The sequence below is a fragment of the Kitasatospora sp. NPDC059146 genome (assembly GCF_042786665.1).
Classification (GTDB): domain Bacteria; phylum Actinomycetota; class Actinomycetes; order Streptomycetales; family Streptomycetaceae; genus Kitasatospora.
The window spans coordinates 1-21,093 of sequence record NZ_JBHZCY010000109.1; the positions used below are offsets into that span (position 1 = coordinate 1).

Below are 21,093 nucleotides of genomic sequence, written 5' to 3' on the forward strand. Positions count from 1 at the left end.
CTGCTGCCGACCCCGCTGGTGGACTGCACCGACGGGGTGTTCGCCCGGGCCGGGGTGGAGCTGAGACTCAAGCGGGACGACCTGCTGCACCCGACCGTCCCCGGCAACAAGTGGCGCAAGCTGGCCCCGAACCTGGCCGCCGCCGTCGAACAGGGGCACACCCGGCTGCTGACCTTCGGCGGCGCCTACTCGACCCACCTGCGGGCGGCCGCGGCCGCCGCCGGCGCGCTCGGACTGGAGAGCGTCGGGCTGGTGCGCGGCGAGGAGCTGGCCGACCGGCCGCGCAACTGGTCGCTGCGGGCCGCCGAACGCTCCGGGATGCGGCTGGAGTTCCTCACCCGGGCCGCCTACCGGGAGGCCACCGGCCGGGCCCTCGCCGGGGACGGCACCGGCGACGGTACGGAGGTGGAGCGCCGCTGGGGCCGCTGCCTGGTGCTCCCGGAGGGCGGCTCCAACGCCCTGGCCGCGGTCGGCGCGGCCGCGATCACGGCCGAACTGCCCGACCTGGGCGGGCACGACGTGGTCTGCTGCCCGGTGGGCACCGGCGGCACCCTGGCCGGGATCGCGGCCGGCCTGCCGCCGGGCGCCCGGGCGCTCGGGGTGGCCGTGCTGCGCGGCGGCGAGGGCTACCTGGAGGCGGAGGTCGCCCGGCTGCACCGGGCCGGGTTCGGGCGGGAGTTCGCCAACTGGCGGATCGACCACGCGCACCACGGCGGCGGCTACGGCAAGGTCCCGGCCGAACTCGCCGCCTTCGCCGCGGAGTTCGAACGCCGCCACGGCATCCCGGTGGAACGCCGGTACGTCGCCAAGCTGCTCGCCGCCCTGGCCGACCTGGCCGGGGCGGGTGCCTTCGTGCGCGGCACCCGCCTGACGGCCGTGGTCACCGGCCTGCCGGACCCGGAGTAACCGGGCCCTAGGATCCGAAGGTCAGGTCGGCACAGGGGTCGGTGTCGGCGCCGCGGGTGTTCTCCGCTATGCCGGTCGGGATCCCGCTGGGCGCGGTGGCCGTGGGCGAGGGCGCGGTCACCGAGTTCAGCTGGGTGCCGGCCGCCCGGTAGTCCGCCCCGAGGGTGACGGTGATCGCGCCCGAGCCGGGCTCCTCGACGGTGCGGGCGCCGGGGAAGAGCGCTGCGACCTGGTCGGCGGTGGTCTTGAGCGTCGGGTCGTAGGAGACCTCGGTGCGCTGCTTGCCGGGGTTGTTGGCGCCGAGGGTGACGTTCTGGAAGCCGCGTCCCTTGAGGGTCTCGGCGCCGGAGCCGGCCAGCCCGGCGGTGCCGACGCCGTTGACCACGGTGACCGGGGCGCCGGCCTGTTCGGCGGTGAGCGGCGCGTTCGTCCCGGGGCCCGCGCTCGGCGAGGCGGAGGCGGAGGCGGAGGCCGCGGCGGCGGTGGCCGCGCCGGTGCCGGCGGTGCCCTGCCCGTCCAGGGTGCGGTCCTCGCGCAGCAGCTTCCACAGCGCGTCGGCGTCCGGCTGGACCAGCCGCACCCGTTCCCCGGCGAAGCGCCAGGGGGCGGTGACGAAGGTGACGTCGGAGAGCTTGATGTCCTCCAGCGAGCGGGCGAAGTCCACCAGCTTCATCGCGGTGCCGAGGCCCTCGTCCACGGTGAGCGACTTGGTGGCGGCGTCGGCCAGCGGCAGCAGCGTGGGCAGGGAGAAGCCCTGGGACTGGACCTTCTTGATCATCGAGGAGAGGAAGGCCTGCTGGCGCTTCATCCGGCCTATGTCGGAGTTGTCGCCGATGCCGTGCCGGGTCCGCAGGTAGTCGACCGCGGACTTGCCGGAGAGCTTCTGCATCCCCTTCTTGAGCTGGATGCCGTACTCGTTGACGTCGTTGGGCACGCAGGCGTCCACGCCGCCGATGGCGTCGGTCATCGCGGCGGCGCCCTTGAAGTCGACCACGACGGTGTGGTCGACCCGCAGCCCGGTGAGGTTCTCCACGGTGTTCTGGGTGCAGGCCGGGTTGCCCTTGGCGAGTTCGCCGAGGCTGAACGCCGAGTTGAACATCTGGTCGGTGCGGGGCTTGCTCCAGCTGCCGTTCGCCAGCTTGCAGGACGGGATGGTGACCAGGGTGTCGCGGGGGATCGAGACCCCGACGGCGTGCTTGTGGTCGGCGTAGACGTGCACCAGGATCGCGGTGTCCGAGTTGCCGACGCCCTCGTCGCCGCCGCCCAGCGAGTTGTTGCCGTCGTCGCGGGTGTCCGAGCCGAGCAGCAGGATGTTGACCGGCACCTGGGCGCCGGGGCTGGCCGGCACGGGGGCCGGCGGGCGCTCGGTGGCGACGCCGCCCGCGTCGAAGGTGGTGATGTTGCTGTCCAGCCGGTGGTAGAACCAGGCCCCCGCCCCCACGACCGACAGCACCAGAACGGCGGCCAGGCCGATGGCGGTCCGCAGGTAGCGGCGCCGGCGCGTGCTGCTGCTCATCCCGTGCCCCCCGTCTTCACGTTTCTCGCGTTCGATGTTCGAACGTTAGACGTTCCGGAAGGCCGTTCGGTTACCTCCTGAGTGCGGGCGAATCGGGCAGCAGTGCTGTGATGCTGCTCACGCGCCGGGGTCGGCGGCGCCGGTGAGCATCCGCCGGAGCAGGTCCCGCAGGACGGTGCGCTCCTGCGGGCCGAGCGCGGCGAGCGGCTCGCGGGCGAAGTTGAGCGACTCGCGCAGCTCCTCGGAGGCGGCCGCGCCGGTCTCGGTGGCGGCGACCAGCTTGACCCGGCGGTCCTGCCGGTCGGCCTCCCGGGTGACGAAGCCGCGGGCCTCCAGCCGGTCGACGATGCCGGTGATGTTGGAGGGCTCGCAGCTGAGCGTCTGGGCGATGTGGCGCATCGGCAGCGGGCCGCGCCGCAGCAGCGCGAGCACCTTGGCCTGGGCGCCGGTGAGCGAGCGGGCGGCGGCGGCCTCCTCGTACTCGCGATGGAACAGGGCGACCAGGTTGGCCATCAGGTCGACGACCTCGCGGGTGATCTCGTCGGACTGCGGCGTGGCGACCTCGGTCTGCTGGGTGTCCATGCCCCAGAGTCTACCTGAAAAGTTGACAACATGAACCTTTCATGTCCATCGTTACTTCAGTTGCTCAACCTTTTACCTGCCGAACCCCCCCAAGGAGCACCTCCATGGCAGAGCAGGCCGCCCCCGCGACCGCCCGTGAATGGCACCTCGCCGCCCGCCCCCAGGGCTGGCCGGTGCCCGCCGACTTCGCCCTGGTCGAGGCCCCGGTCCGGACCCCGGGCCCGGGCGAGATCCTGGTCCGCAACACCCACCTCTCGGTCGACCCGTACATGCGCGGCAGGATGAACGACACCAAGTCCTACGTGCCCCCGTTCCAGCTCGGCCAGGCGATGGACGGCGGCGCGGTCGGCTACGTGGTCGCCTCCGAGGCGGGGGGCTTCGCCCCCGGCGACGCCGTGCTGCACGGGCTCGGCTGGCGCGAGTACGCCACCCTGGACGCGAAGCGCGCGGTCAAGGTCGACCCGGCGGCCGGCCCGCTCTCCGCCTACCTCGGCGTGCTCGGCATGCCCGGCCTGACCGCCTACGCCGGACTGCTCGCCGTCGGCGCCCTCAAGGAGGGCGACAAGGTCTTCGTCTCCGGCGCGGCCGGCGCCGTCGGCTCACTGGTCGGCCAGATCGCCCGGCTCAAGGGCGCCTCGCTGGTGGTCGGCTCGGCCGGCTCGGCGGAGAAGGTCGCCAAGCTGGTGGACGACTTCGGCTTCGACGCGGCCTTCAACTACAAGGACGCCCCGGTCGCCGAGCAGCTCGCCAAGGCCGCCCCGGAGGGCATCGACCTCTACTTCGACAACGTCGGCGGGGACCACCTGGAGGCCGCGATCGGCGCCCTCGGCGTGCACGGCCGCGCGGTGCTCTGCGGCGCGATCGCCCAGTACAACGACACCACCCCGCCCGCCGCTCCGCGCAACCTGGCGCTGGCGATCGGCAAGCGGCTGCGCCTGGAGGGCATGCTGGTCGGCGACCACGCCGCCCTGCAGCCGCAGTTCGTGGCCGAGGTGGGCGGCTGGCTGCGCTCCGGCGAGCTGCGCTCCGAGGAGACCGTGGTGGACGGCTTCGACAACGCCGTCGAGGCCTTCCTGGACCTGCTCCGCGGCGTCAACACCGGCAAGATGGTGGTCCGCCTGGACGGCTGACCCTCCGTCAGGGCCCTTGGTCCGGAGTCGAACCCGCCCCGCCGCCCCGACCGGGCGCGCGGGGCGGTTCGCGTGCACGGCGCAGGGGATCCGGCCGCACTACCGCATTCCGGCCGGATCCGAAAGTGCGTCATCCATCGCCCCGCGCCGCGCGGTACGGTGGTCCCGCCCGGCGATGGGGCCGTTCGGGGGAGAGATCCGGCCGAGGGGTAGACCTCGTTGAGGATTCGACTAGCATTGAGCGAAAGCCTGTCCGTTTTGCTCAATTTAGTAGCTTAATGTCGGCTAACGTGGGTAACTGTGGATCAACTGCAGGCACGAGGCAGCTGGGGAAGGCGACCCTCGTCCACAGCCTGGAGGTCCCGGTGACGACACGTGGAGTTCTCTACATCCACTCCGCGCCCCGCGCGCTGTGCCCGCACGTCGAGTGGGCCGTCGCGGGGGTGCTCGGTGTGCGGGTGAGCCTGGACTGGATCCGCCAGCCGGCCGCACCCGGGCACTGGCGTGCCGAGCTCTCCTGGCAGGGGGAGCCCGGCACCGCTTCGAAGCTCGCCTCCGCGCTGCGCGGCTGGCAGCTGATGCGGTACGAGGTGACCAGCGAGCCCTGCGCCACGGCGGAGGGCGAGCGGTACAGCAGCACGCCCACGCTCGGCATCTTCCACGCCGTCACGGGCATCCACGGCGACATCCTGATCCCCGAGGACCGGCTGCGGGCCGTCCTGCTGCGGGCCCGCAGCGAGGGGGCCGACCTGGAGGCCGAGATCTCCCGGCTGCTGGGCAAGCCCTGGGACGACGAGCTGGAGCCGTTCCGCTACGCGGGCGAGGGCGCCCCGGTGCGCTGGCTGCACCAGGTGGTCTGAGCCCGCGGGACGACACGACGGAGGGGCCGGGGCCGGCGCGGCGCGCCCGCCCCCCCGCCACCGGGCGCCGCGGGGGGGGGCGGCGCCCCCCCAGAGGTGGGCGCGGCGCGCCCCCGCCGGGTTGGCCGCGGGGGGGGCCGGCGCGCCCCCCCCCCCCCCGCCCCTCCGTCACGGGCGTCAGCGGGTGCGGAAGGCCAGCACCACGTTGTGGCCGCCGAAGCCGAACGAGTTGTTCAGCGCGGCGATCCGGCCCTCGGGCAGCGGGGTCGCCTCGGTCACGACCTTCGCGTCCACCTCGTCGTCCAGCTCCTCGACGTTGATGGTCGGCGGGGCGATCCGGTGGTGCAGCGCCAGCACGGTGGCGACGGTCTCGATGCCGCCGGCGCCGCCCAGCAGGTGGCCGGTCATCGACTTGGTGGCGGAGACCAGGATGTGGTCGAGGTCCTCGCCCAGCTCCTTGCGGAGCGCCTTGAGCTCGGCGGTGTCGCCCTGCGGGGTCGAGGTGGCGTGCGCGTTGACGTGCACGATCTCGGCCTTGTCCAGCTCGTTGCGGTCGAACAGGTCGGCCAGCGCGCGGGCCACACCGGCACCGGTCGGCTCGGGCTGGGCGATGTGGTGGGCGTCCGAGGACAGGCCCTGGCCGACGGCCTCGCAGTAGATCCGGGCGTTGCGGGCCTCGGCGTGCTCCAGCGACTCCAGCACGACCACGCCGGCGCCCTCGCCCAGCACGAAGCCGTCCCGGGCCTTGTCGTACGGGCGCGAGGCACGCTCGGGCTCGTCGTTGTTCTTGGACATCGCCATCATGTTGGCGAACGCGGCGATCGGCAGCGGGTGGATGGCCGCCTCGGTGCCGCCGGCCACCACGACGTCGGCGCGGCCGCTGCGGATCATCTCGATCGCGTAGCCGATCGCCTCGGCGCCGGAGGCGCAGGCGGAGACGGGGGTGTGCACACCCGCGCGGGCGCCGACCTCCAGGCCGACGTTGGCCGCCGGGGAGTTGGGCATCAGCATCGGGACGGTGTGCGGGGAGACCTTGCGGGCGCCCTTCTCCCGCAGCACGTCGTACTGGTCGAGCAGGGTGGTCACGCCGCCGATGCCGGAGGCGATCACGGCGCCCAGGCGCTCGGGGGCGAGCTTGGAGGACTCGTCGGTGGCCGGGGTCTCGTAGCCGGCGTCGGCCCAGGCCTCGCGGGCGGCGATCAGCGCGAACTGGGCGGAGCGGTCGAGCTTGCGGGCCAGCGGGCGGGGCAGGATCTCGCCCGGCTCGACCGCGGTGCGTGCGGCGATCCGGACCGGCAGGTCCTGGGCCCACTCCTCGGTCAGCGCCGCCACTCCGGAGCGCCCGGCGATCAGGTTCTCCCAGGTGGTGGCGGCGTCGCCGCCCAGCGGCGTGAAGGCGCCGATACCCGTGACGACCACGGTTCGGTTCTCAGCGGTCACTGGTTTCTCTTCTTTCACGTTTCGTGCGGGGTCGGCGGCGAGCCGAAGAAGGGCCCGGCCGGGCGCCCGGTGGGGCGTCCCGGCCGGCGGGTCGACCTGGCTCTCGGAGCCGGGCCGACGGGTCAGCCGTCCTGGGCGTGCGTCACGCCGGACGGACTGGGCGACTCGTACGAGTCGATCGCTCAGGCGGCGTTGGTGAGGATGTAGTTCACCGCGTCGCCGACGGTCTTCAGGTTCTTGACCTCGTCGTCCGGGATCTTGACGTCGAAGCGCTCCTCGGCGGCCACGACGACCTCGACCATGGACAGCGAGTCGACGTCCAGGTCGTCGGTGAAGGACTTGTCCTCCTGGACGTCCTCGCCCGGGATACCGGCGATCTCGTTGACGATCTCGGCGAGACCTTCCAGGACCTCGTCCTTGGTGTAAGCCATACCGGCTGCTCCTCTTCGGTGTTGAACGTGTCCGACCGTCGGCCGGGCACGGGCTTGTGGATGGGGTGGGGCGAAACGCGCCTAGGGGAGCGTAACGACTGCCGCGGCGTAGACGAGACCCGCCCCGAACCCGATGATCAGCGCGAGGTCGCCGCTGTGGGCCTCGCCGGACTCCAGCATGCGCTCCATCGCCAGCGGGATGGAGGCCGCGGAGGTGTTGCCGGTCTCCGCGATGTCGCGGGCGACCGGCACCGACGCGGGCAGCTTGAGCGCCTTGATCATGGCGTCGGTGATCCGCATGTTGGCCTGGTGCGGGATGAAGGCGCCGAGCTGGTCGGCGGTGATCCCGGCGGCGTCCAGCGCCTGCTGGGCCACCTTGGCCATCTCCCAGACCGCCCAGCGGAACACCGGCTGGCCGTCCATCCGCAGGGCCGGCCACTTGTGGTCCTGCTCCTCGCCCGGGCCGTTGATGGCGTCGGGCTTGGCGAAGGCGGTGTCCCAGGCCTGCGTCTGGCTGATGACGTCGGACTGCGAGCCGTCCGAGCCCCAGATCAGCTTGCCGATGCCCGGCGTGTCGGACGGGCCGACGATCGCGGCACCGGCGCCGTCGCCGAAGATGAAGGCGGTCGAGCGGTCCGACTTGTCGGTCAGGTCGCTGAGCCGCTCGACGCCGATCACCAGCACGTACTCGGCGTTGCCGCCGCGGATCATGCCGTCGGCCAGGCCCAGGCCGTAGCCGAAGCCGGCGCAGGCGGCCGAGATGTCGAAGGCCGGGGCGGTGCCGCAGCCGAGCCGTTCGGCGATCTCGGTGGCGATCGCGGGGGTCTGCTTGAGGTGCGAGACGGTCGCGACGATCACGCCGCCGATCTGCTCGGCGGAGATGCCGGCCTGCGCGACGGCCTTGCCGGCGGCCTGCAGCGACATCTCGGCGACGCTCTCCTCCGGGCCCGCCCAGCGGCGCTCGGCGATCCCGCTCCGGGTGCGGATCCACTCGTCCGAGGAGTCGATCCACTCCAGGACCTCGGAGTTGGGGATGACCCGGACCGGGCGGTAGCCGCCGACCCCGTGGATCCGGGAGTACTGCGCGCCGGTGGCGGGGCGGATCTGGGGCTTGGTCATGCCAGGTCCTCCTGGTCCTGCTGGTCCGGCTGCTCCTGGCCGCTGTGCTCCGCGATGAGCCTACGGGCCTTGTCCAGGTCGGCGGGGGTCTTCAGGGCGAGCGTGGCCACGCCCTTGAGGTTGCGCTTGAGCAGCCCCGTGAGCGTGCCCGCGGGGGACAGCTCGATCACGGCGGTCGCGCCCAGCCGGCCGAGGGTCTCCGTGCAGAGGTCCCAGCGGACCGGGTTGGAGACCTGCGACACCAGGCGGCCCAGCACCTCGGCGCCGGAGTCGACGACCCCGCCGTCCCTGTTGGACACGTAGGTGACCTGCGGGTCGGCCACGGCCAGGCTCGGGGCCAGCGCGGCGAGCCGCTCGACACCGGGGGCCATGTGCTCGGTGTGGAACGCACCGGCCACCTTGAGCGCGATCAGCTTGGCGCCGGCCGGCGGGTCGGCCTTGAGGGCCTCCAGCTGGACCAGCGTGCCGGCCGCGACGATCTGGCCGCCGCCGTTGTTGTTGGCCGCGGTCAGGCCGTGCTCGGCCAGCTTCGCCGCGACGACCTCGGGGTCGCCGCCGAGCACGGCGGTCATGCCGGTCTCGGTGACGGTGGCGGCCTCGGCCATGGCCAGGCCGCGCTCACGGACGAAGGTCAGCGCCTCGGCCGCGCCGAACACGCCGGCGAGGGCGGCGGCGGTGATCTCACCGACGCTGTGGCCGGCGACGGCGCCGGTCAGCTTGCGGGCGACGTCCTCGTCCGGGAACAGCGCGCGAGCGGTCACCAGACCGGCCGCGACCAGCAGCGGCTGGGCGACGGCCGTGTCCTTGATCTCCTCGGCGGAGGCCTCCGTCCCGGCGTGCACCAGGTCGAGCCCGGCGGGCTCCGACCAACGGCGCAGGCGGTCGGCGACACCGTCCAGCTCCAGCCAGGGGCTGAGGAAACCGGGGGACTGGGCACCCTGTCCAGGGGCGACGATTACGAGCACGGTTCAACCCTCTCTCGCCAGGCGCCCGGGGGCGGGTAGGCGACGGTAACGAAGAAAACCATCCGGGATTGTATGGTCCCTACACCCCGGCTCAACCGGGCTCCCCGGCGGCGGTGAGCCGGCCGAGGGCCAGTGCGATCCGCAGGGTGAACGCCGAACGTACGTCGGAGGGGGCGTACCCCGTGACGTCGGTCACACGTCGTAGCCGGTAGCGCACCGTGTTGGGGTGCACGAAGAGCATTCGGGCCGCGCCCTCCAGGGAGGACGCCTGCTCCAGGTAGACGCTCAGCGTCTCCAGCAGGGCGGAGCCGGCCTCGTCCAGCGGTGTGTAGATCTCCTCCACCAACTGGCGGCGGGCGGCCTGGTCCCCGGCGAGCGCCCGTTCGGGCAGCAGGTCGTCGGCGAGCACCGGGCGCGGGGCGTCCGGCCAGGCGGCGCAGGCGCGCAGTCCGGACGCGGCGGCGTGCGCCGAGCGGGTCGCCGAGAGCAGGTCCGGCACGGTCGGGCCGATCACCACCGGGCCCGGCGCGAACTGGCCGATCAGCGCCCGGGCGGCGTGCACCGGCTCCTTCTCGCCGCCGACCACGACCACCAGGCGCTTGCCCAGCACCCCGGTCAGCACGTTCAGCTTGGCGTACCGGGCGGCCCGGCGGATCGCCTCGACCACCAGCTCGCTGTCGCCGTCCGGGGCGCTGCCCATCACCACCCGGACCTGGCTGGGCTGGCCCCAGCCCAGGGCGGCCGCCCGGGACAGCACGCCCTCGTCGGCGTCGCCGGACAGCAGGGAGTTCACCACCAGCGCCTCCAGCCGGGCGTCCCAGGCGCCGCGCGCCTCGGCCGCCTGGGCGTACACCTGGGCGGTGGCGAAGGCGATCTCCCGGGCGTAGACCAGCACGGACTCGCGCATGTCCGCCTCGTCGCCGGGGGCGGCCACTTCCTCGATGGCCTCCTCCATCACCTCGATCGTGGTGCGGATCAGCTCCACGGTCTGGCGCAGCGTGATCGCCCTGGTCAGCTCGCGCGGGGCGGTGCCGAAGACGTCGGTGGAGATCGCCCGGGCGGCCTCCGGGTGGCGGTACCACTCGGTGAAGGCGGCGATGCCCGCCTGGGCGACCAGGCCGATCCAGGAGCGGTGCTCCGGCGGCATCCGCCGGTACCAGCCGAGCTGGTCGTCCATCCGCGAGATCGCGGCGGTGGCCAGCTTCCCCGAGGACTTCTCCAGCCGCTTGAGCGTCGCGGCCCGGCGCTCGGCCCGCTCGGCGGCGTTCCGGCGCTCCTGGGCGGTCAGACGGGGGGCGGGGCGGCCGGGGCGGTCGCGGGCGGTCCGGGGAGCCGGGCTCTTCCCGGTGGGTTCGGCGGGCGGCGTGGGTTCGCTCTTGGAGTTCGCGGAAGCGGCTGGCACAAGGACAAGACTGCCTCACGCGAGTGACTGCTCGTGCACACCCCCCGGTGCGGGGGCACGGTGGTGCCGCTCACGGCCCCGGGGCGCGGGGCGCGTCCGCGCCCCGGCGCGCGCCGTCCGGAGCAGTACGGTGAGGGGCGTGACCGACGACGCCGCCCGCCCCCGCGCCGACCAGCGCCGCACCGCCGAGCGCTACCGCTCCACCCCCGCCGAGGGCATCGAGACCCGACACGCGTTCTCCTTCTCCGGCCACTACGACCCGAAGAACACCCACTTCGGCGCGCTGCTCGCGTGCAACGAGGAACTCCTGGCGCCCGGCGCCGGGTTCGAGGAGCACAAGCACCGGGACACCGAGATCCTCACCTGGGTGCTGGAGGGCGCGCTGGCCCACCGGGACTCGCACGGCCACGGCGGGGTGGTGCGCCCGGGCATGGTCCAGCACCTCAGCGCCGGCTCCGGGGTCACCCACACCGAGCGCAACGTCGGCGGCGCCACCGGGCCGGTGCGCTTCGTCCAGATGTGGCTGCAGCCGGACGAGTTCGACGCCGCCCCCGCGTACGGGCTGCGCAAGGTGGAGCGGGCGGACGGCGGGTTGACGCTGCTGGCCTCCGGCCTGGAACGCGACGCCGGGACGGACGCCCTGCGGCTGCGCCGCCGCGACGCCGCGCTCTGGCTGGCCACCGCCGGCCCCTGGCAGCCGCTGCCCGAACTGCCCGCCGCGCCCTGGCGGTACGCCCACCTGACGGCCGGCTCCCTGGGTTACCGGACCGTGCCCGGGCCCAAGGGCGCCGGGCGGTCGATGGCGCCCGGCGACAGCGTGCGGGTCACCGGCGAGGCCTTCGCCGACCCGGCGGCCGGGGAGACCGGCGCCGAACTCCTGCTCTGGGAGATGCACTCGCCGGTCTCGTACGGCTGAGGTCAGCCCCGCAGTTCGCCGAGGACGGCGTCGGACAGCGGCGGCCAGGCCTCCACGGCCCAGGGGCCGAAGTCCCGGTCGGTGAGCGCGACGCAGGCCGCGCCGGCCCGCGGGTCGACCCAGAGGAAGGTGCCGGACTGGCCGAAGTGGCCGAAGGTCTCGGGGGAGTTGGCGGTGCCGGTCCAGTGCGGGCTCTTGCCGTCGCGGATTTCGAAGCCGAGGCCCCAGTCGTTCGGGCGGCGGTGCCCGTAGCCGGGCAGCACGCCGCTGGTGCCGGGGAAGGCGACCTCGCGGGTGGCCCGCCGGACGGTGGACGGGTCCAGCAGCTTCGGGGACTGCAGCTCGGCGGCGAACCGGGCCAGGTCGGCCACCGTGGACAGGCCGCCGGCGCCGGCCGGGGACTTGCTCGCGGTGTTGATCAGGGTGTCGTGCATGCCCAGCGGCTCGAACACCGCCTCGGCGACGTACCGGTGGAACGCGATCCCGGCGGCCTCGGCCAGGGTGGCCGCCAGCACGTCGAAACCGGCGTTGGAGTAGAGCCGGCGCTTGCCGGGCTCGGAGAACAGCCGGTCCTCGTCGAAGCCGAGGCCCGAGGTGTGGGCGAGCAGGTGGCGGACGGTGGAGCCGGGCGGGCCGGCCGGGTCGTCCAGCTCGAACACGCCCTCCTCCAGGGCGACCAGGGCCGCGTAGGAGGTGAGCAGCTTGGTCACCGAGGCCAGCGGGAAGAGGTGCTGCTGCGGGCCGTGGGCGCCCAGCACCGCGCCGTCCGACCCCCGGACCACCGCGGCGGCGGCGTGGGGCACGGGCCAGTTGTCGATCATCCGCAAGCTCTCCATGCGGTCGACTCTAATGTGCGGTCCGGTCGGGTGGCGGGGGCACCCGGGTGGGTGGCTTGCTTGGAGTGCACTCCAACTCGGTAGCGTCGTCGGCACAGGACAGGGGGAATCGATCATGGCCACACCCGTACGGGCCCGGGCCGGTCTGCGCAGCTGCGCCGAGGTCTTCAACGGCCAGGACAGTGAGCCGGACCGGACCCCGCGGCACACCATCAGCGAGGTCGCCGCCGTCAGCGGGCTGACCGCCCACACGCTCCGCTGGTACGAGCGGATCGGCCTGCTCGACCCGGTCGACCGCGCGGCCGGCGGCCAGCGCCGCTACTGCGACGGCGACCTGCGCCGGCTGGCCTTCCTGGGCCGGCTGCGGCTGACCGGGATGTCGGTGGCGGACATGCTCAGGTACGTCGACATGGCCCGCCGCGGCGACGAGACCTACGTCGAGCGCCGGGAGCTGCTGGAGACCCAGCGCGAGGAGGTCCGGCAGCGGATCGTCGACCTCCAGGCCACCCTGGCCGTCCTCGACCACAAGATCGATCTCTATGCCGGGAGGATCGCCGACAGTGCCGGCGCCCCCGTCCGAAGCCAGCACCACCGAGTAGAGGAAGAGCAGAGCGCATGACTCACCCCGTCCTCCCCACCGCACCCCTCGGCACCGACGGCCCGCTGGTGGGCGTCCAGGGCCTCGGCTGCATGGGCATGAGCGAGTTCTACGGCCCGACCGACTCCGACGAGGCGCGCGCCACCCTGGACGCCGCGCTGGAAGCCGGCGTCACCCTGTTCGACACCGCGGACATGTACGGCCACGGCCGCAACGAGGAGTTCCTCGCCCCGTTCGTCCGCGCCAACCGCGACCGGGTGGTCATCGCCACCAAGTTCGCCATCGACCGCAGCGAGGAGGACCCGAGCCGCCGGGCCATCCGCAACGACCCGGAGTACATCCGCACCGCGGTGGAGGGCTCGCTGCGCCGCCTCGGCGTGGAGACGATCGACCTGTACTACATGCACCGCCGTGACCCGGCCGTGCCGCTGGCCGACTCGGTCGGCGCGATGGCCGAGCTGGTGAAGGCCGGCAAGGTGCGGCGGCTGGGGCTGTCCGAGGTGACCGGGGCCGAGCTGCGCGAGGCGCACGCCGTCCACCCGATCGCCGCGGTGCAGTCCGAGTGGTCGGTGTTCGCCCGGGACGTCGAGCGCTCCGCGGTGCCGGCCGCGGCCGAGCTGGGCGTCGCCTTCGTGCCGTACTCGCCGCTCGGGCGGGGCTTCCTGACCGGCGCCTTCCAGGACGCGGCGACCCTCACGGCGGGCGACTTCCGCCGCAGCAGCCCGCGCTACACCGGGGAGAACGCCGTCGCCAACGGCGAACTGCTCACCCCGCTGCGGGAGATCGCCGCCGCCCACGACGCGACGCTCGCCCAGGTCGCGCTGGCCTGGGTCCAGCAGCGGGCCCAGGTGCACGGGCTGACCGTGGTGCCGATCCCCGGCACCCGCAAGCGCAGCCGGCTCGCCGAGAACACCGGCGCCGTCGCCCTGCGGCTGAGCACGGAGGAGCTGGCGCTGCTGGAGCCGCTGGCCGGCCGGGTGGCGGGCGAGCGCTACGCGGACATGAGCAACACCTCGGTCGGGCGCGAGTAGTCGGGTGGTACAGCCGTGCGGGGCCGGGGGGTCGTCGACCGCCCCGGCCCCGCACGGGGTTGTGCGGCCTCAGGCCTTGCGGCCCGTCCAGGCGGCCAGCCGGGCGTGCACGTCGGCGTCCTCGGCGACCGGCAGCACCGCGCCGAACGGAACCCCCTCGACCCGGCCCTCGGGCGGCAGGACCAGCTCGGCGACGGCCAGCGCGGTGCGGGCCAGCCCCTCGTCCAGGGCGAAGCCGTTGCCGAGGGCGGTGGCGATGTCCCAGGAGTGGGTCACCGTCTCCATCACGTAGCCGCCGACCACCATTCCGCCGGGCACCTCGCCCCAGGGTGCGGAGGTCGGGCGGCCCAGCTTGGCGTCGTCCGCCCAGGCGGCGGTGGCGCGGGCGGCGGCCCGGGCGAGCGCGGCCGGCCAGCCGTCGTCCGCCGGGTCCTCGATGCCGGGCAGGATGTCCGCGGCCAGGCCGCCCTCGCCCATGTAGGCGAACCGGTGGATGCCGCCGACCACGTGGTTCAGCAGCTGACGCAGCGTGTACTCGTCGCACGGGGTGGGCCGGTCGAGGTCGGCGGGGGTGACGGCGGCGACCAGCTGCGCCAACTGGCCGAGGGCGGCGAGGTACTGGGGGCGGGCGTCCTGGACGGCGTTCATCTTCGGTCAACTCCTGGGTGCGGTGCGGTCCTTGCTCGGGGCGGCCCTCTGCCGGGGGCGGCCCCTGCCTGGACCGTTCGGTCGGGCTCGGAACGCAATCTCCCAGTAAAACCTGACAAGTGCCGTCAGGATTCTTGGGATCCTGGAGCCATGAAGGCCGACCGCCTGCTCTCGATCCTGCTGCTGCTCCAGACCCGGGGCCGGGTGCCCGCCACCGAACTGGCCGAACGGCTGGAGGTGTCCGTCCGCACCATCTACCGGGACGTCGAGTCGCTCTCCGCCGCCGGGGTGCCGGTGTTCACCGAACGCGGCCGGCACGGCGGCATCAACCTGCTGCCCGGCTACCGCACCGACGTCACCGGGCTGACCGCCGACGAGGCGCGGGCCCTGTTCGTGCTCTCCGCCCAGGGCGCCCACAGCGACCTCGGGCTGGACGGTGCGCTCGGCTCGGCGCTGCGCAAGGTGATGGCCGCGCTGCCCGCCCCGCACCGCCCGGCCGCCGAGCGGGTCAGCGAGCGGATCCTGGTCGACCCGGCACGCTGGATGCAGAACCCGCAGGCGGGCGCCGGCAGTCCGCCGGACCTGGGCGAGCTGCAGTACGCGGTCTTCGCCGACCGGCGGCTGCGGCTGCGCTACCGGCACAGCGGGGCGCCCGCGCCGGTGGAGTACACCGTCGACCCGTACGGCCTGGTGAACAAGGCCGCGGTCTGGTACCTGGTGGCCGATCTGCACGGCGAGCCGCGGCTGTTCCGGGCCGACCGGGTGCTGGCCGCCGAGACCGCCGAAGAGGCGGTGCGCCGCCGGGCCGGGGTGGCGCTCGGCGAGGTGTGGGCGGCGCTGCGCGAGCAGGTGGAGCGGCTGCCCGTGGACGTGCCGGTACCGGTGCGGGTGCGGCGCGGGCGGCTGGACATGTTCCTGCGCATCCACGGCGGCCGGGTCACGGCCCTGCCGCCGGAGACGGACAGCGGAGTGGCCGAGGAGTGGGTCGAGCTGGCGATGGCCTTCCCGTCCGCGGCGGCCGTCCGCTCGCTGCTGGCCTTCGGCGCCGAGGTCGAGGTGCTGGGCCCGCCGGCCGCCCGGCGCGAGCTGGCGCGGGCGGCGGCGGAGGCCCTGCGGCTGTACCAGGAGCAGTGACGCCCCAACAGGGCCTAGGAGTTGGACTGCGGCCGGACGACGTCGCGGTAGTCGCCGAGCGAGATCGCCGCGAAGTTGTGCAGGCTGTCGGTGCCGTCGGTGAAGTAGCCGTTGTGGCCGGCCGCGCGGGCGGAGGAGATCTGCTCGGCACCGAAGCCGCCGCCGGTCGGGTCGGCGCCGTGGCCGAGCTTGCCGACCTCCAGGAACGGGACGTTGCCGATCCAGTCGCTGGGGTTGCGGGTGGCCCACACGTGGACGCCGCTGCCCAGCTCGTCGGCCGACTGCACGCCCATGCCCGGGCTGCCGAACACCATCATGTCGGTGATGCCGGAGGTGTCGGACGGCGAGGCGGCCGCCCGCGGGATCTTCGGGGCGGCGGTGCCGCACACCACCGAGCCGTACGAGTGGCAGAGCAGCGCCGGGGGCGCGTCCGGGCGGGTGGTCTCCCGCAGGCCCGCCAGCAGTCGTTCCAGCCGGGGCGCGGCGACGTCGGCGAGCCGGGAGGTGGCCGCGTCCGGGCCGAGGCCCGAGGGGGTGACGTACCCCGTCCAGGCGATCACGGCGGTGCGGGTGCCCGGGGCCTGGCGCTGCTCCTCGGAGTACAGGGCGCGGGCCATGCCGGCCGGGGAGCGCAGCGGCTCGGCCGCCTGGTCGAAGTGGCCGAGGTCGGCGTCGGAGCCGGGGACGATGACGGAGACGTGCTCGGCGTCGGCGAGGTCGCCCCAGACCTCGGTGACCAGGCCGCGGCCGCGCGGGTCGAAGGCGAGGACCTGCCGGTCGGGGGTGAGCAGGTGGTCGACGTCGTTGGCGCGGGAGACGGCCAGGGCGCGGGTGTCGGCGTCCAGCTTCTTGTCGGCCGCGCGGGCCCGGGCGGCGTCGCGCTCGTTCGCCAGGGCGATCCGGTTGGCGCGGTAGCGCAGGTCCAGCGGGGCGCCGTCGTAGTTGCCGACGACCAGCGGGTAGTCCTTGATCAGCCGGTCCAGCTCGGTGGGGGCGAGCGAGGCGAAGAAGGCGGCGGCGTCGGCCGGGCTGGTGGTGGCCGGGTCGGGCAGGACGCGGCCGAAGGAGTGGTCCTGGATCCAGGCGGCGCTGCCGGCCGGAGGCGTGGAGATCGCCAGCTGCTCCGAGGAGACCGCGGCGGCGGCTGCCGAGGCACCCGCGTCGGCGAGCACGGCACAACCCGCGAACGCCCCGATCAGTACCCGCTTCCAGCGTCGACGGTTGCGCACCGCACCAACTCCCTTGGGGCCCGTCACCGTTTCTCGGGCGGTGCCCGGAGGGTGCGAAATGGACTTGCTGACTTCCCTGGGAAAGCGTAGAGGTCACAGGAGGGTGACGGACACGCCCAAACTGTGGGATGGATCACATGAACCGGGAGTGTCCTCCCGACGTCCTTGTGTGGCCGTTCCGGCGGTGCTAAGCGGAGTGGCGGGCGTCATGTTCGGAGACCACCCTCTTGGGGGCCGTCCGCCGCCAGGCCTCGGTGACCACGTCGCGCAGCTCCTCCGGGTCGACCAGGTCCAGTCGGACGCTCACCCAGCCGTGGCGTCCGACGTAGCGCGCGAAGGAGAACACCTCGGGCTCGGCGGCGATCAGTTCGGCCTGGTCCTCGCGGGTGGCCTTGACGGTGACGCTGTCGCCGTCGGGGTCGCCCATCGCGAAGACCTTGCCGCGCACCCGCAGGGTCTGGATGCCCCAGGTCGGTTCCTGGGCGGCCTCCGGCAGGGCCAGGGCCATCGCGCGGAACTCGTCGAACGTCACCATGGCGGCAGGGTAGAGCAGGGCCCCGCTGCGCGCCCCCGCACCCCCGGGTGGGCGCGGGGGCGCGGGGCGCGGGCGGCGCTCAGCCGAGCGAGGCCCAGTTGTCGCAGGTCCGGTCTCCGTCGACCAGCCGGTCCGGTTGCCCGCTGCCGTCGGCGACCGAGATCCGGCGGTAGCTCTGGCCGCAGAAGACCCAGAACTCGCTGCTGCCGCTGACCCGTTGGCGGTCCGGGACGGGCAGGAAGCAGTCCCGGCCGTCGGCCCCGGTGACCACCGAGGGGTACCAACGGCCCACCGACATGTCGGGGTTGCGGGTCCAGGTCTCCGTCCACGGGTCGAAGACCAGCGAGAGCTTGGCGCCGGTGCCGCCGTTGCCGCCCAGGTTGCCGCCGAAGACGCCGAGCATGCCGTTGGGCAGGAAGGAGTGCCCGGAGCAGAAGAACGGCACCGGGCGGGGCTCGTCCAGGCCGTCCGGCATGTCCGAGACCGGCGGGTCGACCCGCCGGAAGGCGTCCTTGCCGGTGCCCTTGGCCGGGTCCCAGAGGAAGGCCCGGCCGGCGTTCTCCTTGCCGATGGTCTGGGTGGGGGCGGGTTCCTTCTCGGGGTTGGTCTCGATCCGTTCGAAGGAGAACAGCAGGACCTTGCCGGTGGGCAGCAGGGCGACGTGGTCGCCGAAGTCGGGGGAGGGGAAGTACTCCTTGAAGGCGCCGAAGGTCTCCGGCGCGAAGGCCTTGTTGAGCTGGGCCTGGGAGGCGGTCAGGGCGTTGTACCGGTTGGTGCGGGTGGTCTGCGGGTAGTCGCCGACACCGCGGACGGCCGCGCGCATCCGGGCGTGCTCCTCGGCGTGCTCCCGGCCGAGGGCGGCGACCTCGTCCTGCCGCACCTCCTCGGCGACCCGGCGGGAGTCGATGTGCGGGGCGAGGTCGTCCCCGCCGTGGGCGAGTGCCGGGGCGGCGGCGCTCAACAGGCTTCCGGTGGTGACCGCGAGGACCACGGCGGCGGCCGGCAGCCGGTGGCGGCCCCGGGGCCGGGACCGCGGGCGGGACGGGGACGGGGGCATGGATCTCCTCGGGGAAGGAGGGGTGTTCGGGGAGGGGGCGAATGCGGACGGACGGGCCGTGGGCGGGCGCGGTCCGGCGATGGTCGCCGACCGTCACAGAACATCACAGTGCGTGGTGAGACGCATGTGCCGTGCCTCCCTTGGAGCGGTGCCCCTTCCGGGGATGCGCTGGAACGGCCGAAGGGGCGCGCACCGTTCGGTTGCGCGCCCCTTCGGAGCGGTGATCGCCGGCGTGGTCGCCGGGGTGTCACACCATGCCCAGCGCGTACGCGGCGAACAGCGCCGCCGCCGCGCCCGCCAGCGCCTTGCCGGCCCGGGAGAAGGCCGTCCACGGCCCGTCGAAGCGCCGGGTGAACCACCCGATCGTCACCAGGGCGGCCCCGAACAGCGGCAGCAGGGCCAGCCGGGCGGCCACCCAGCCGAGCGAGTCCGGCGCGGTGGTCAGCCCCGGCAGGGCGCCCAGGCCGGCTGCGCCGGGCACCGCCACCGCGAGCATCGCGCTCTGGTGCCAGCAGAAGATCGTCATCGCCGACAGGTTGACCGCCACCACCGGCAGCCACAGCAGCGGACGGCGGGTCAGCAGCCGGCCCAGCCGCTCCCGCAGCAGCACCGCCGCGCCGCACTGCACCGCGGCCAGGGCCAGCACCAGCAGGGACGGCGGGTGCGAGTTGGTCCGCTCGACGCCCGGCACCCCGACCATGCTCGCCGGGTAGTGGAACGCCACCAGCAGGACCGCGAACAGCGCCGCGCCGCCGAACAGCAGCACCCGGGCGGCAGACCGGCCGAGCCGGCCCTGCGCCCACAGCACGCCCAGCTGGTAGCCGAACATCCAGCCCGGCAGCAGGTTCAGCAGCCCCAGCCAGGACGGCACCGCCTCGGCCCACGGCCCGTACCGCAGCAGGTCGACCAGCGCGACCGAGGCCACCAGCAGGCCCGCCGACCACGGGCCGAGCCGCCGCCCGAAGGCCACGCAGAGCGGGGTGAGCGCGGTCAGCGCCAGGTACACCCCGATGTACCAGAGCGGCTGCACCACCAGGGTGGCGCCGGTGCGCAGGGTGTCCGCGGGCACCCCGAGCCGGGGCAGCAGCGGGATCAGCAGCGCCCACACCGCCGTCACCCCCAGCACCGGCCGCAGCAGCCGGACCGTCCGGGCCCGCAGCCAACTCCCGTACGTCAGCCCCTTCTCCCGGGCCCGCTCCAGCGAGCGGACCGAGGAGTGGCCGCCGACCAGGAAGAACACCCCGAGCATCTGGAGCACCCAGCTGGCCGGGGCGAGGCCGCCCAGGGCGGAGAGCGGGCTGGCGTTGTGCAGGGCGCCGTCGGCGGAGAGGGTCAGGCCGCCGAGCATCCAGTGGCCGATCGGGACGGAGAGCAGGGCGAGGGCGCGCAGGCCGTCCAGGGCGCGGTCGCGGCTCGCGGGGGTCTTCGCGTCGACCTTCGCGGCGGCGCGGCGCAGGGCGGCGACGGGGTGGGGCAGGGTGCTGGTGGGGCGGGCCATGGTGGTGCTCCTTCCTTGGCGGGGGGTGGGGCTCAGCGGCCCTGGGCGATGGCGGCGTAGGCGGCGAGGGAGGCGGTGCCGGGGGTGAAGTAGCCGGTGTGGCCGTGGGATCCGGTGGACGGCAGCGGGCGGGCGCCGAAGCCGGGGTCGGTCGGGTCGGCGCCGTGGCCGAGGCCGAGGAACCGGACGTTGGGCACGTCGCCGATCCAGTCCGAGTCGTTGCGGGCGGTGGCCCAGAGCGGCACCGCGGGGTCGAGGTCGGCGGCCGAGTCCACGCCCATGCCGGGCGAGCCGAGCACCACCAGGCCGGAGGCCCGGGCGGGGGTCGGGCGGGCCAGGCCGCAGACCACCGAGCCGTAGCTGTGGCAGAACACCGTGGGCGGGGCCTGCGGGGTCGTGCTGGCGGCGAGTCCGTCCAGGAACCGGTCGAGGCGGTCGGCGCCGGCCCGGGCGAGGTCCTCGGTGGCGGCGTCGACGCCGACGCCGACCGGGGTGGTGTAGCCGGCCCAGGCGATCACGGCGGTCCGCCCGTCGGTGGCCCGGTACAGGGCGCGGGCCATGCCGACGGGGGTGCCGTACGGCTCGGTGGCGCGGTCGAAGGTGAGCAGGTCGATGTCCGAGCCGGGGACGATCACGGCGGTGCGGGGGGCGGTGGTGAGGTCGCCGAACACCTCGGCGACCTGGCCGCGGCCGCGCGGGTCGAAGGCGAGGACCTGCCGGCCGCCGTCCAGCAGGGTGCGGTAGCGCTCGGCGCGGGTGCGGGCGGCCTGCTGGTCCTGCGGGGTGAGGGCCGGGTCGGTGGTCCGGGCGAGTTCCCGGTCGCGTTCGGCGGTGAGGGCCAGGGTGTTGGCCCGGTACCGGAGCGGGACCGGGGCGCCGTCCAGGTTGCCGACCACCAGGGGGTGCCGGGCGGCCAGGGCCTGCTGCTGGGCGGGCGTCAACCCGGCGAAGAAGGAGGCCACTTGGGCGGGCGTGCTGGTGGCCGGGTCGGGGAGGCGCAGGCCGAGTGCGGTGTCGGCGGTCCAGGCGGCGCTGCCGGGCGGCGGGCCGGTGACGGCGGCCTGGGTGTCGGCGGCCCAGCCACCCGCGCCGAGCACCGCCGCCAGTGCCAGCGCGGTGGCGGCGAGCGCCCGCTTGGTACGGAGCTTGCGCATGTCCCTGTTCTCCCTCGTCCGTTCGGCAGCCGGCTTCGGCTTTCGACGAGGAGGAAGGTAGGAAGACGACGGCCCCGCGGACGTCACACCGCGGGGCCAACTACCC

Annotated in this window: 21 protein-coding genes; 7 read left to right on the forward strand and 14 right to left on the reverse strand. The window is 74.2% G+C overall.

The features are described from left to right. On the forward strand, positions 1-906 hold the full coding sequence (locus ACFXPX_RS33160; RefSeq protein ID WP_380644316.1) for a 1-aminocyclopropane-1-carboxylate deaminase/D-cysteine desulfhydrase: 906 nt from the start codon (positions 1-3) through the stop codon (positions 904-906). A gap of 7 nt (positions 907-913) precedes the next feature. Here ACFXPX_RS33160 and ACFXPX_RS33165 read toward each other — a convergent pair whose 3' ends face one another. Together ACFXPX_RS33165 and ACFXPX_RS33170 are read right to left on the reverse strand one after the other, a co-directional pair. Next, entirely contained in the window at positions 914-2,422 is a 1,509-nt protein-coding gene (locus tag ACFXPX_RS33165; RefSeq protein ID WP_380644317.1) for an LCP family protein, read from the reverse strand. Between the two features lie 117 nt (positions 2,423-2,539). After that, the gene (locus ACFXPX_RS33170; RefSeq protein WP_375887716.1) at positions 2,540-3,004 is read right to left on the reverse strand and encodes a MarR family winged helix-turn-helix transcriptional regulator; all 465 of its coding nucleotides are present in this window, start codon (positions 3,002-3,004) and stop codon (positions 2,540-2,542) included. A 104-nt stretch (positions 3,005-3,108) separates the two neighbouring features. On the opposite strand from ACFXPX_RS33170, the gene ACFXPX_RS33175 reads away from it, so the two are divergent. Both ACFXPX_RS33175 and ACFXPX_RS33180 read left to right on the forward strand, forming a co-directional pair. Further along, on the forward strand, positions 3,109-4,134 hold the full coding sequence (locus ACFXPX_RS33175) for an NADP-dependent oxidoreductase (protein ID WP_380644318.1): 1,026 nt from the start codon (positions 3,109-3,111) through the stop codon (positions 4,132-4,134). Positions 4,135-4,499: 365 nt separating this feature from the next. After that, the gene (locus tag ACFXPX_RS33180) at positions 4,500-4,994 is read left to right on the forward strand and encodes a DUF3145 domain-containing protein (RefSeq protein ID WP_270147090.1); all 495 of its coding nucleotides are present in this window, start codon (positions 4,500-4,502) and stop codon (positions 4,992-4,994) included. 177 nt (positions 4,995-5,171) lie between these two features. Here the strand turns inward: ACFXPX_RS33180 and fabF are convergent, their stop codons facing one another. The 5 genes from fabF to ACFXPX_RS33205 all read right to left on the reverse strand — a co-directional run bounded on the left by fabF (position 5,172) and on the right by ACFXPX_RS33205 (position 10,237). Beyond that, on the reverse strand, positions 5,172-6,434 hold the full coding sequence (gene fabF, locus ACFXPX_RS33185) for a beta-ketoacyl-ACP synthase II (protein ID WP_375887723.1): 1,263 nt from the start codon (positions 6,432-6,434) through the stop codon (positions 5,172-5,174). A 182-nt stretch (positions 6,435-6,616) separates the two neighbouring features. Further along, positions 6,617-6,865, reverse strand: coding sequence for an acyl carrier protein (locus ACFXPX_RS33190; RefSeq protein WP_375887726.1), 249 nt, complete (start codon positions 6,863-6,865; stop codon positions 6,617-6,619). Between the two features lie 81 nt (positions 6,866-6,946). Then, positions 6,947-7,984, reverse strand: coding sequence for a beta-ketoacyl-ACP synthase III (locus ACFXPX_RS33195; protein ID WP_375887728.1), 1,038 nt, complete (start codon positions 7,982-7,984; stop codon positions 6,947-6,949). Continuing rightward, positions 7,981-8,949 carry an ACP S-malonyltransferase gene (locus ACFXPX_RS33200; RefSeq protein WP_380644319.1) on the reverse strand — a complete coding sequence of 323 codons (969 nt, stop codon included), beginning with the start codon at positions 8,947-8,949 and terminating at the stop codon, positions 7,981-7,983. Before ACFXPX_RS33200 ends, ACFXPX_RS33195 begins: the two co-directional genes overlap by 4 nt. Before the next feature lie 91 nt (positions 8,950-9,040). Next, complete coding sequence (locus ACFXPX_RS33205) at positions 9,041-10,237, reverse strand: PucR family transcriptional regulator (protein ID WP_375888120.1); 1,197 nt, start codon at positions 10,235-10,237, stop codon at positions 9,041-9,043. 253 nt (positions 10,238-10,490) lie between these two features. On the opposite strand from ACFXPX_RS33205, the gene ACFXPX_RS33210 reads away from it, so the two are divergent. Further along, positions 10,491-11,267, forward strand: a complete 777-nt coding sequence (locus ACFXPX_RS33210; protein ID WP_380527554.1) for a pirin family protein — start codon at positions 10,491-10,493, stop codon at positions 11,265-11,267. Between the two features lie 2 nt (positions 11,268-11,269). Here ACFXPX_RS33210 and ACFXPX_RS33215 read toward each other — a convergent pair whose 3' ends face one another. Further along, positions 11,270-12,103 (reverse strand): serine hydrolase domain-containing protein, encoded by an 834-nt coding sequence (locus ACFXPX_RS33215; protein ID WP_380527552.1) that lies wholly within the window; start codon positions 12,101-12,103, stop codon positions 11,270-11,272. 115 nt (positions 12,104-12,218) lie between these two features. Between ACFXPX_RS33215 and ACFXPX_RS33220 the strand changes: the two genes are divergently transcribed. Both ACFXPX_RS33220 and ACFXPX_RS33225 read left to right on the forward strand, forming a co-directional pair. Then, a complete protein-coding gene (locus tag ACFXPX_RS33220; protein ID WP_375887738.1) occupies positions 12,219-12,722 on the forward strand; it encodes a MerR family transcriptional regulator in 504 nt (167 codons plus the stop codon). Continuing rightward, positions 12,719-13,732 carry an aldo/keto reductase gene (locus ACFXPX_RS33225; protein WP_375887741.1) on the forward strand — a complete coding sequence of 338 codons (1,014 nt, stop codon included), beginning with the start codon at positions 12,719-12,721 and terminating at the stop codon, positions 13,730-13,732. The genes ACFXPX_RS33220 and ACFXPX_RS33225 overlap by 4 nt, the downstream gene beginning before the upstream one ends. Positions 13,733-13,801: 69 nt before the next feature. On the opposite strand, the gene ACFXPX_RS33230 is transcribed toward ACFXPX_RS33225, so the two are convergent. Beyond that, positions 13,802-14,380, reverse strand: coding sequence for a TIGR03086 family metal-binding protein (locus ACFXPX_RS33230; protein ID WP_375887744.1), 579 nt, complete (start codon positions 14,378-14,380; stop codon positions 13,802-13,804). A 150-nt stretch (positions 14,381-14,530) separates the two neighbouring features. On the opposite strand from ACFXPX_RS33230, the gene ACFXPX_RS33235 reads away from it, so the two are divergent. Beyond that, entirely contained in the window at positions 14,531-15,514 is a 984-nt protein-coding gene (locus ACFXPX_RS33235) for a helix-turn-helix transcriptional regulator (protein WP_380527548.1), read from the forward strand. Positions 15,515-15,528: 14 nt separating this feature from the next. On the opposite strand, the gene ACFXPX_RS33240 is transcribed toward ACFXPX_RS33235, so the two are convergent. The 5 genes from ACFXPX_RS33240 to ACFXPX_RS33260 all read right to left on the reverse strand — a co-directional run bounded on the left by ACFXPX_RS33240 (position 15,529) and on the right by ACFXPX_RS33260 (position 20,987). Then, positions 15,529-16,743, reverse strand: a complete 1,215-nt coding sequence (locus ACFXPX_RS33240) for an alpha/beta hydrolase (RefSeq protein ID WP_375887749.1) — start codon at positions 16,741-16,743, stop codon at positions 15,529-15,531. 187 nt (positions 16,744-16,930) lie between these two features. Further along, the gene (locus tag ACFXPX_RS33245; protein ID WP_375887752.1) at positions 16,931-17,278 is read right to left on the reverse strand and encodes an MmcQ/YjbR family DNA-binding protein; all 348 of its coding nucleotides are present in this window, start codon (positions 17,276-17,278) and stop codon (positions 16,931-16,933) included. A gap of 79 nt (positions 17,279-17,357) precedes the next feature. Then, the gene (locus ACFXPX_RS33250; RefSeq protein ID WP_380644320.1) at positions 17,358-18,335 is read right to left on the reverse strand and encodes a hypothetical protein; all 978 of its coding nucleotides are present in this window, start codon (positions 18,333-18,335) and stop codon (positions 17,358-17,360) included. A 247-nt stretch (positions 18,336-18,582) separates the two neighbouring features. Beyond that, positions 18,583-19,833, reverse strand: coding sequence for an acyltransferase (locus ACFXPX_RS33255; protein ID WP_380594156.1), 1,251 nt, complete (start codon positions 19,831-19,833; stop codon positions 18,583-18,585). Between the two features lie 32 nt (positions 19,834-19,865). After that, entirely contained in the window at positions 19,866-20,987 is a 1,122-nt protein-coding gene (locus ACFXPX_RS33260) for an alpha/beta hydrolase (RefSeq protein WP_380644321.1), read from the reverse strand. Positions 20,988-21,093: the final 106 nt, after the last annotated feature.

What these genes read in the sequence shown, in the direction of transcription:
- ACFXPX_RS33235 (WP_380527548.1), top strand. Translation starts at nt 14,531, where the DNA reads ATGAAGGCCGACCGCCTGCTCTCGATCCTGCTGCTGCTCCAGACCCGG.
- ACFXPX_RS33225 (WP_375887741.1), top strand. Translation starts at nt 12,719, where the DNA reads ATGACTCACCCCGTCCTCCCCACCGCACCCCTCGGCACCGACGGCCCG.
- ACFXPX_RS33255 (WP_380594156.1), bottom strand. Translation starts at nt 19,833, where the DNA reads ATGGCCCGCCCCACCAGCACCCTGCCCCACCCCGTCGCCGCCCTGCGC.
- ACFXPX_RS33215 (WP_380527552.1), bottom strand. Translation starts at nt 12,103, where the DNA reads ATGGAGAGCTTGCGGATGATCGACAACTGGCCCGTGCCCCACGCCGCC.
- ACFXPX_RS33195 (WP_375887728.1), bottom strand. Translation starts at nt 7,984, where the DNA reads ATGACCAAGCCCCAGATCCGCCCCGCCACCGGCGCGCAGTACTCCCGG.
- ACFXPX_RS33175 (WP_380644318.1), top strand. Translation starts at nt 3,109, where the DNA reads ATGGCAGAGCAGGCCGCCCCCGCGACCGCCCGTGAATGGCACCTCGCC.
- ACFXPX_RS33250 (WP_380644320.1), bottom strand. Translation starts at nt 18,335, where the DNA reads ATGCCCCCGTCCCCGTCCCGCCCGCGGTCCCGGCCCCGGGGCCGCCAC.
- ACFXPX_RS33260 (WP_380644321.1), bottom strand. Translation starts at nt 20,987, where the DNA reads ATGCGCAAGCTCCGTACCAAGCGGGCGCTCGCCGCCACCGCGCTGGCA.
- ACFXPX_RS33170 (WP_375887716.1), bottom strand. Translation starts at nt 3,004, where the DNA reads ATGGACACCCAGCAGACCGAGGTCGCCACGCCGCAGTCCGACGAGATC.
- ACFXPX_RS33245 (WP_375887752.1), bottom strand. Translation starts at nt 17,278, where the DNA reads ATGGTGACGTTCGACGAGTTCCGCGCGATGGCCCTGGCCCTGCCGGAG.
- ACFXPX_RS33220 (WP_375887738.1), top strand. Translation starts at nt 12,219, where the DNA reads ATGGCCACACCCGTACGGGCCCGGGCCGGTCTGCGCAGCTGCGCCGAG.
- ACFXPX_RS33190 (WP_375887726.1), bottom strand. Translation starts at nt 6,865, where the DNA reads ATGGCTTACACCAAGGACGAGGTCCTGGAAGGTCTCGCCGAGATCGTC.
- ACFXPX_RS33230 (WP_375887744.1), bottom strand. Translation starts at nt 14,380, where the DNA reads ATGAACGCCGTCCAGGACGCCCGCCCCCAGTACCTCGCCGCCCTCGGC.
- ACFXPX_RS33165 (WP_380644317.1), bottom strand. Translation starts at nt 2,422, where the DNA reads ATGAGCAGCAGCACGCGCCGGCGCCGCTACCTGCGGACCGCCATCGGC.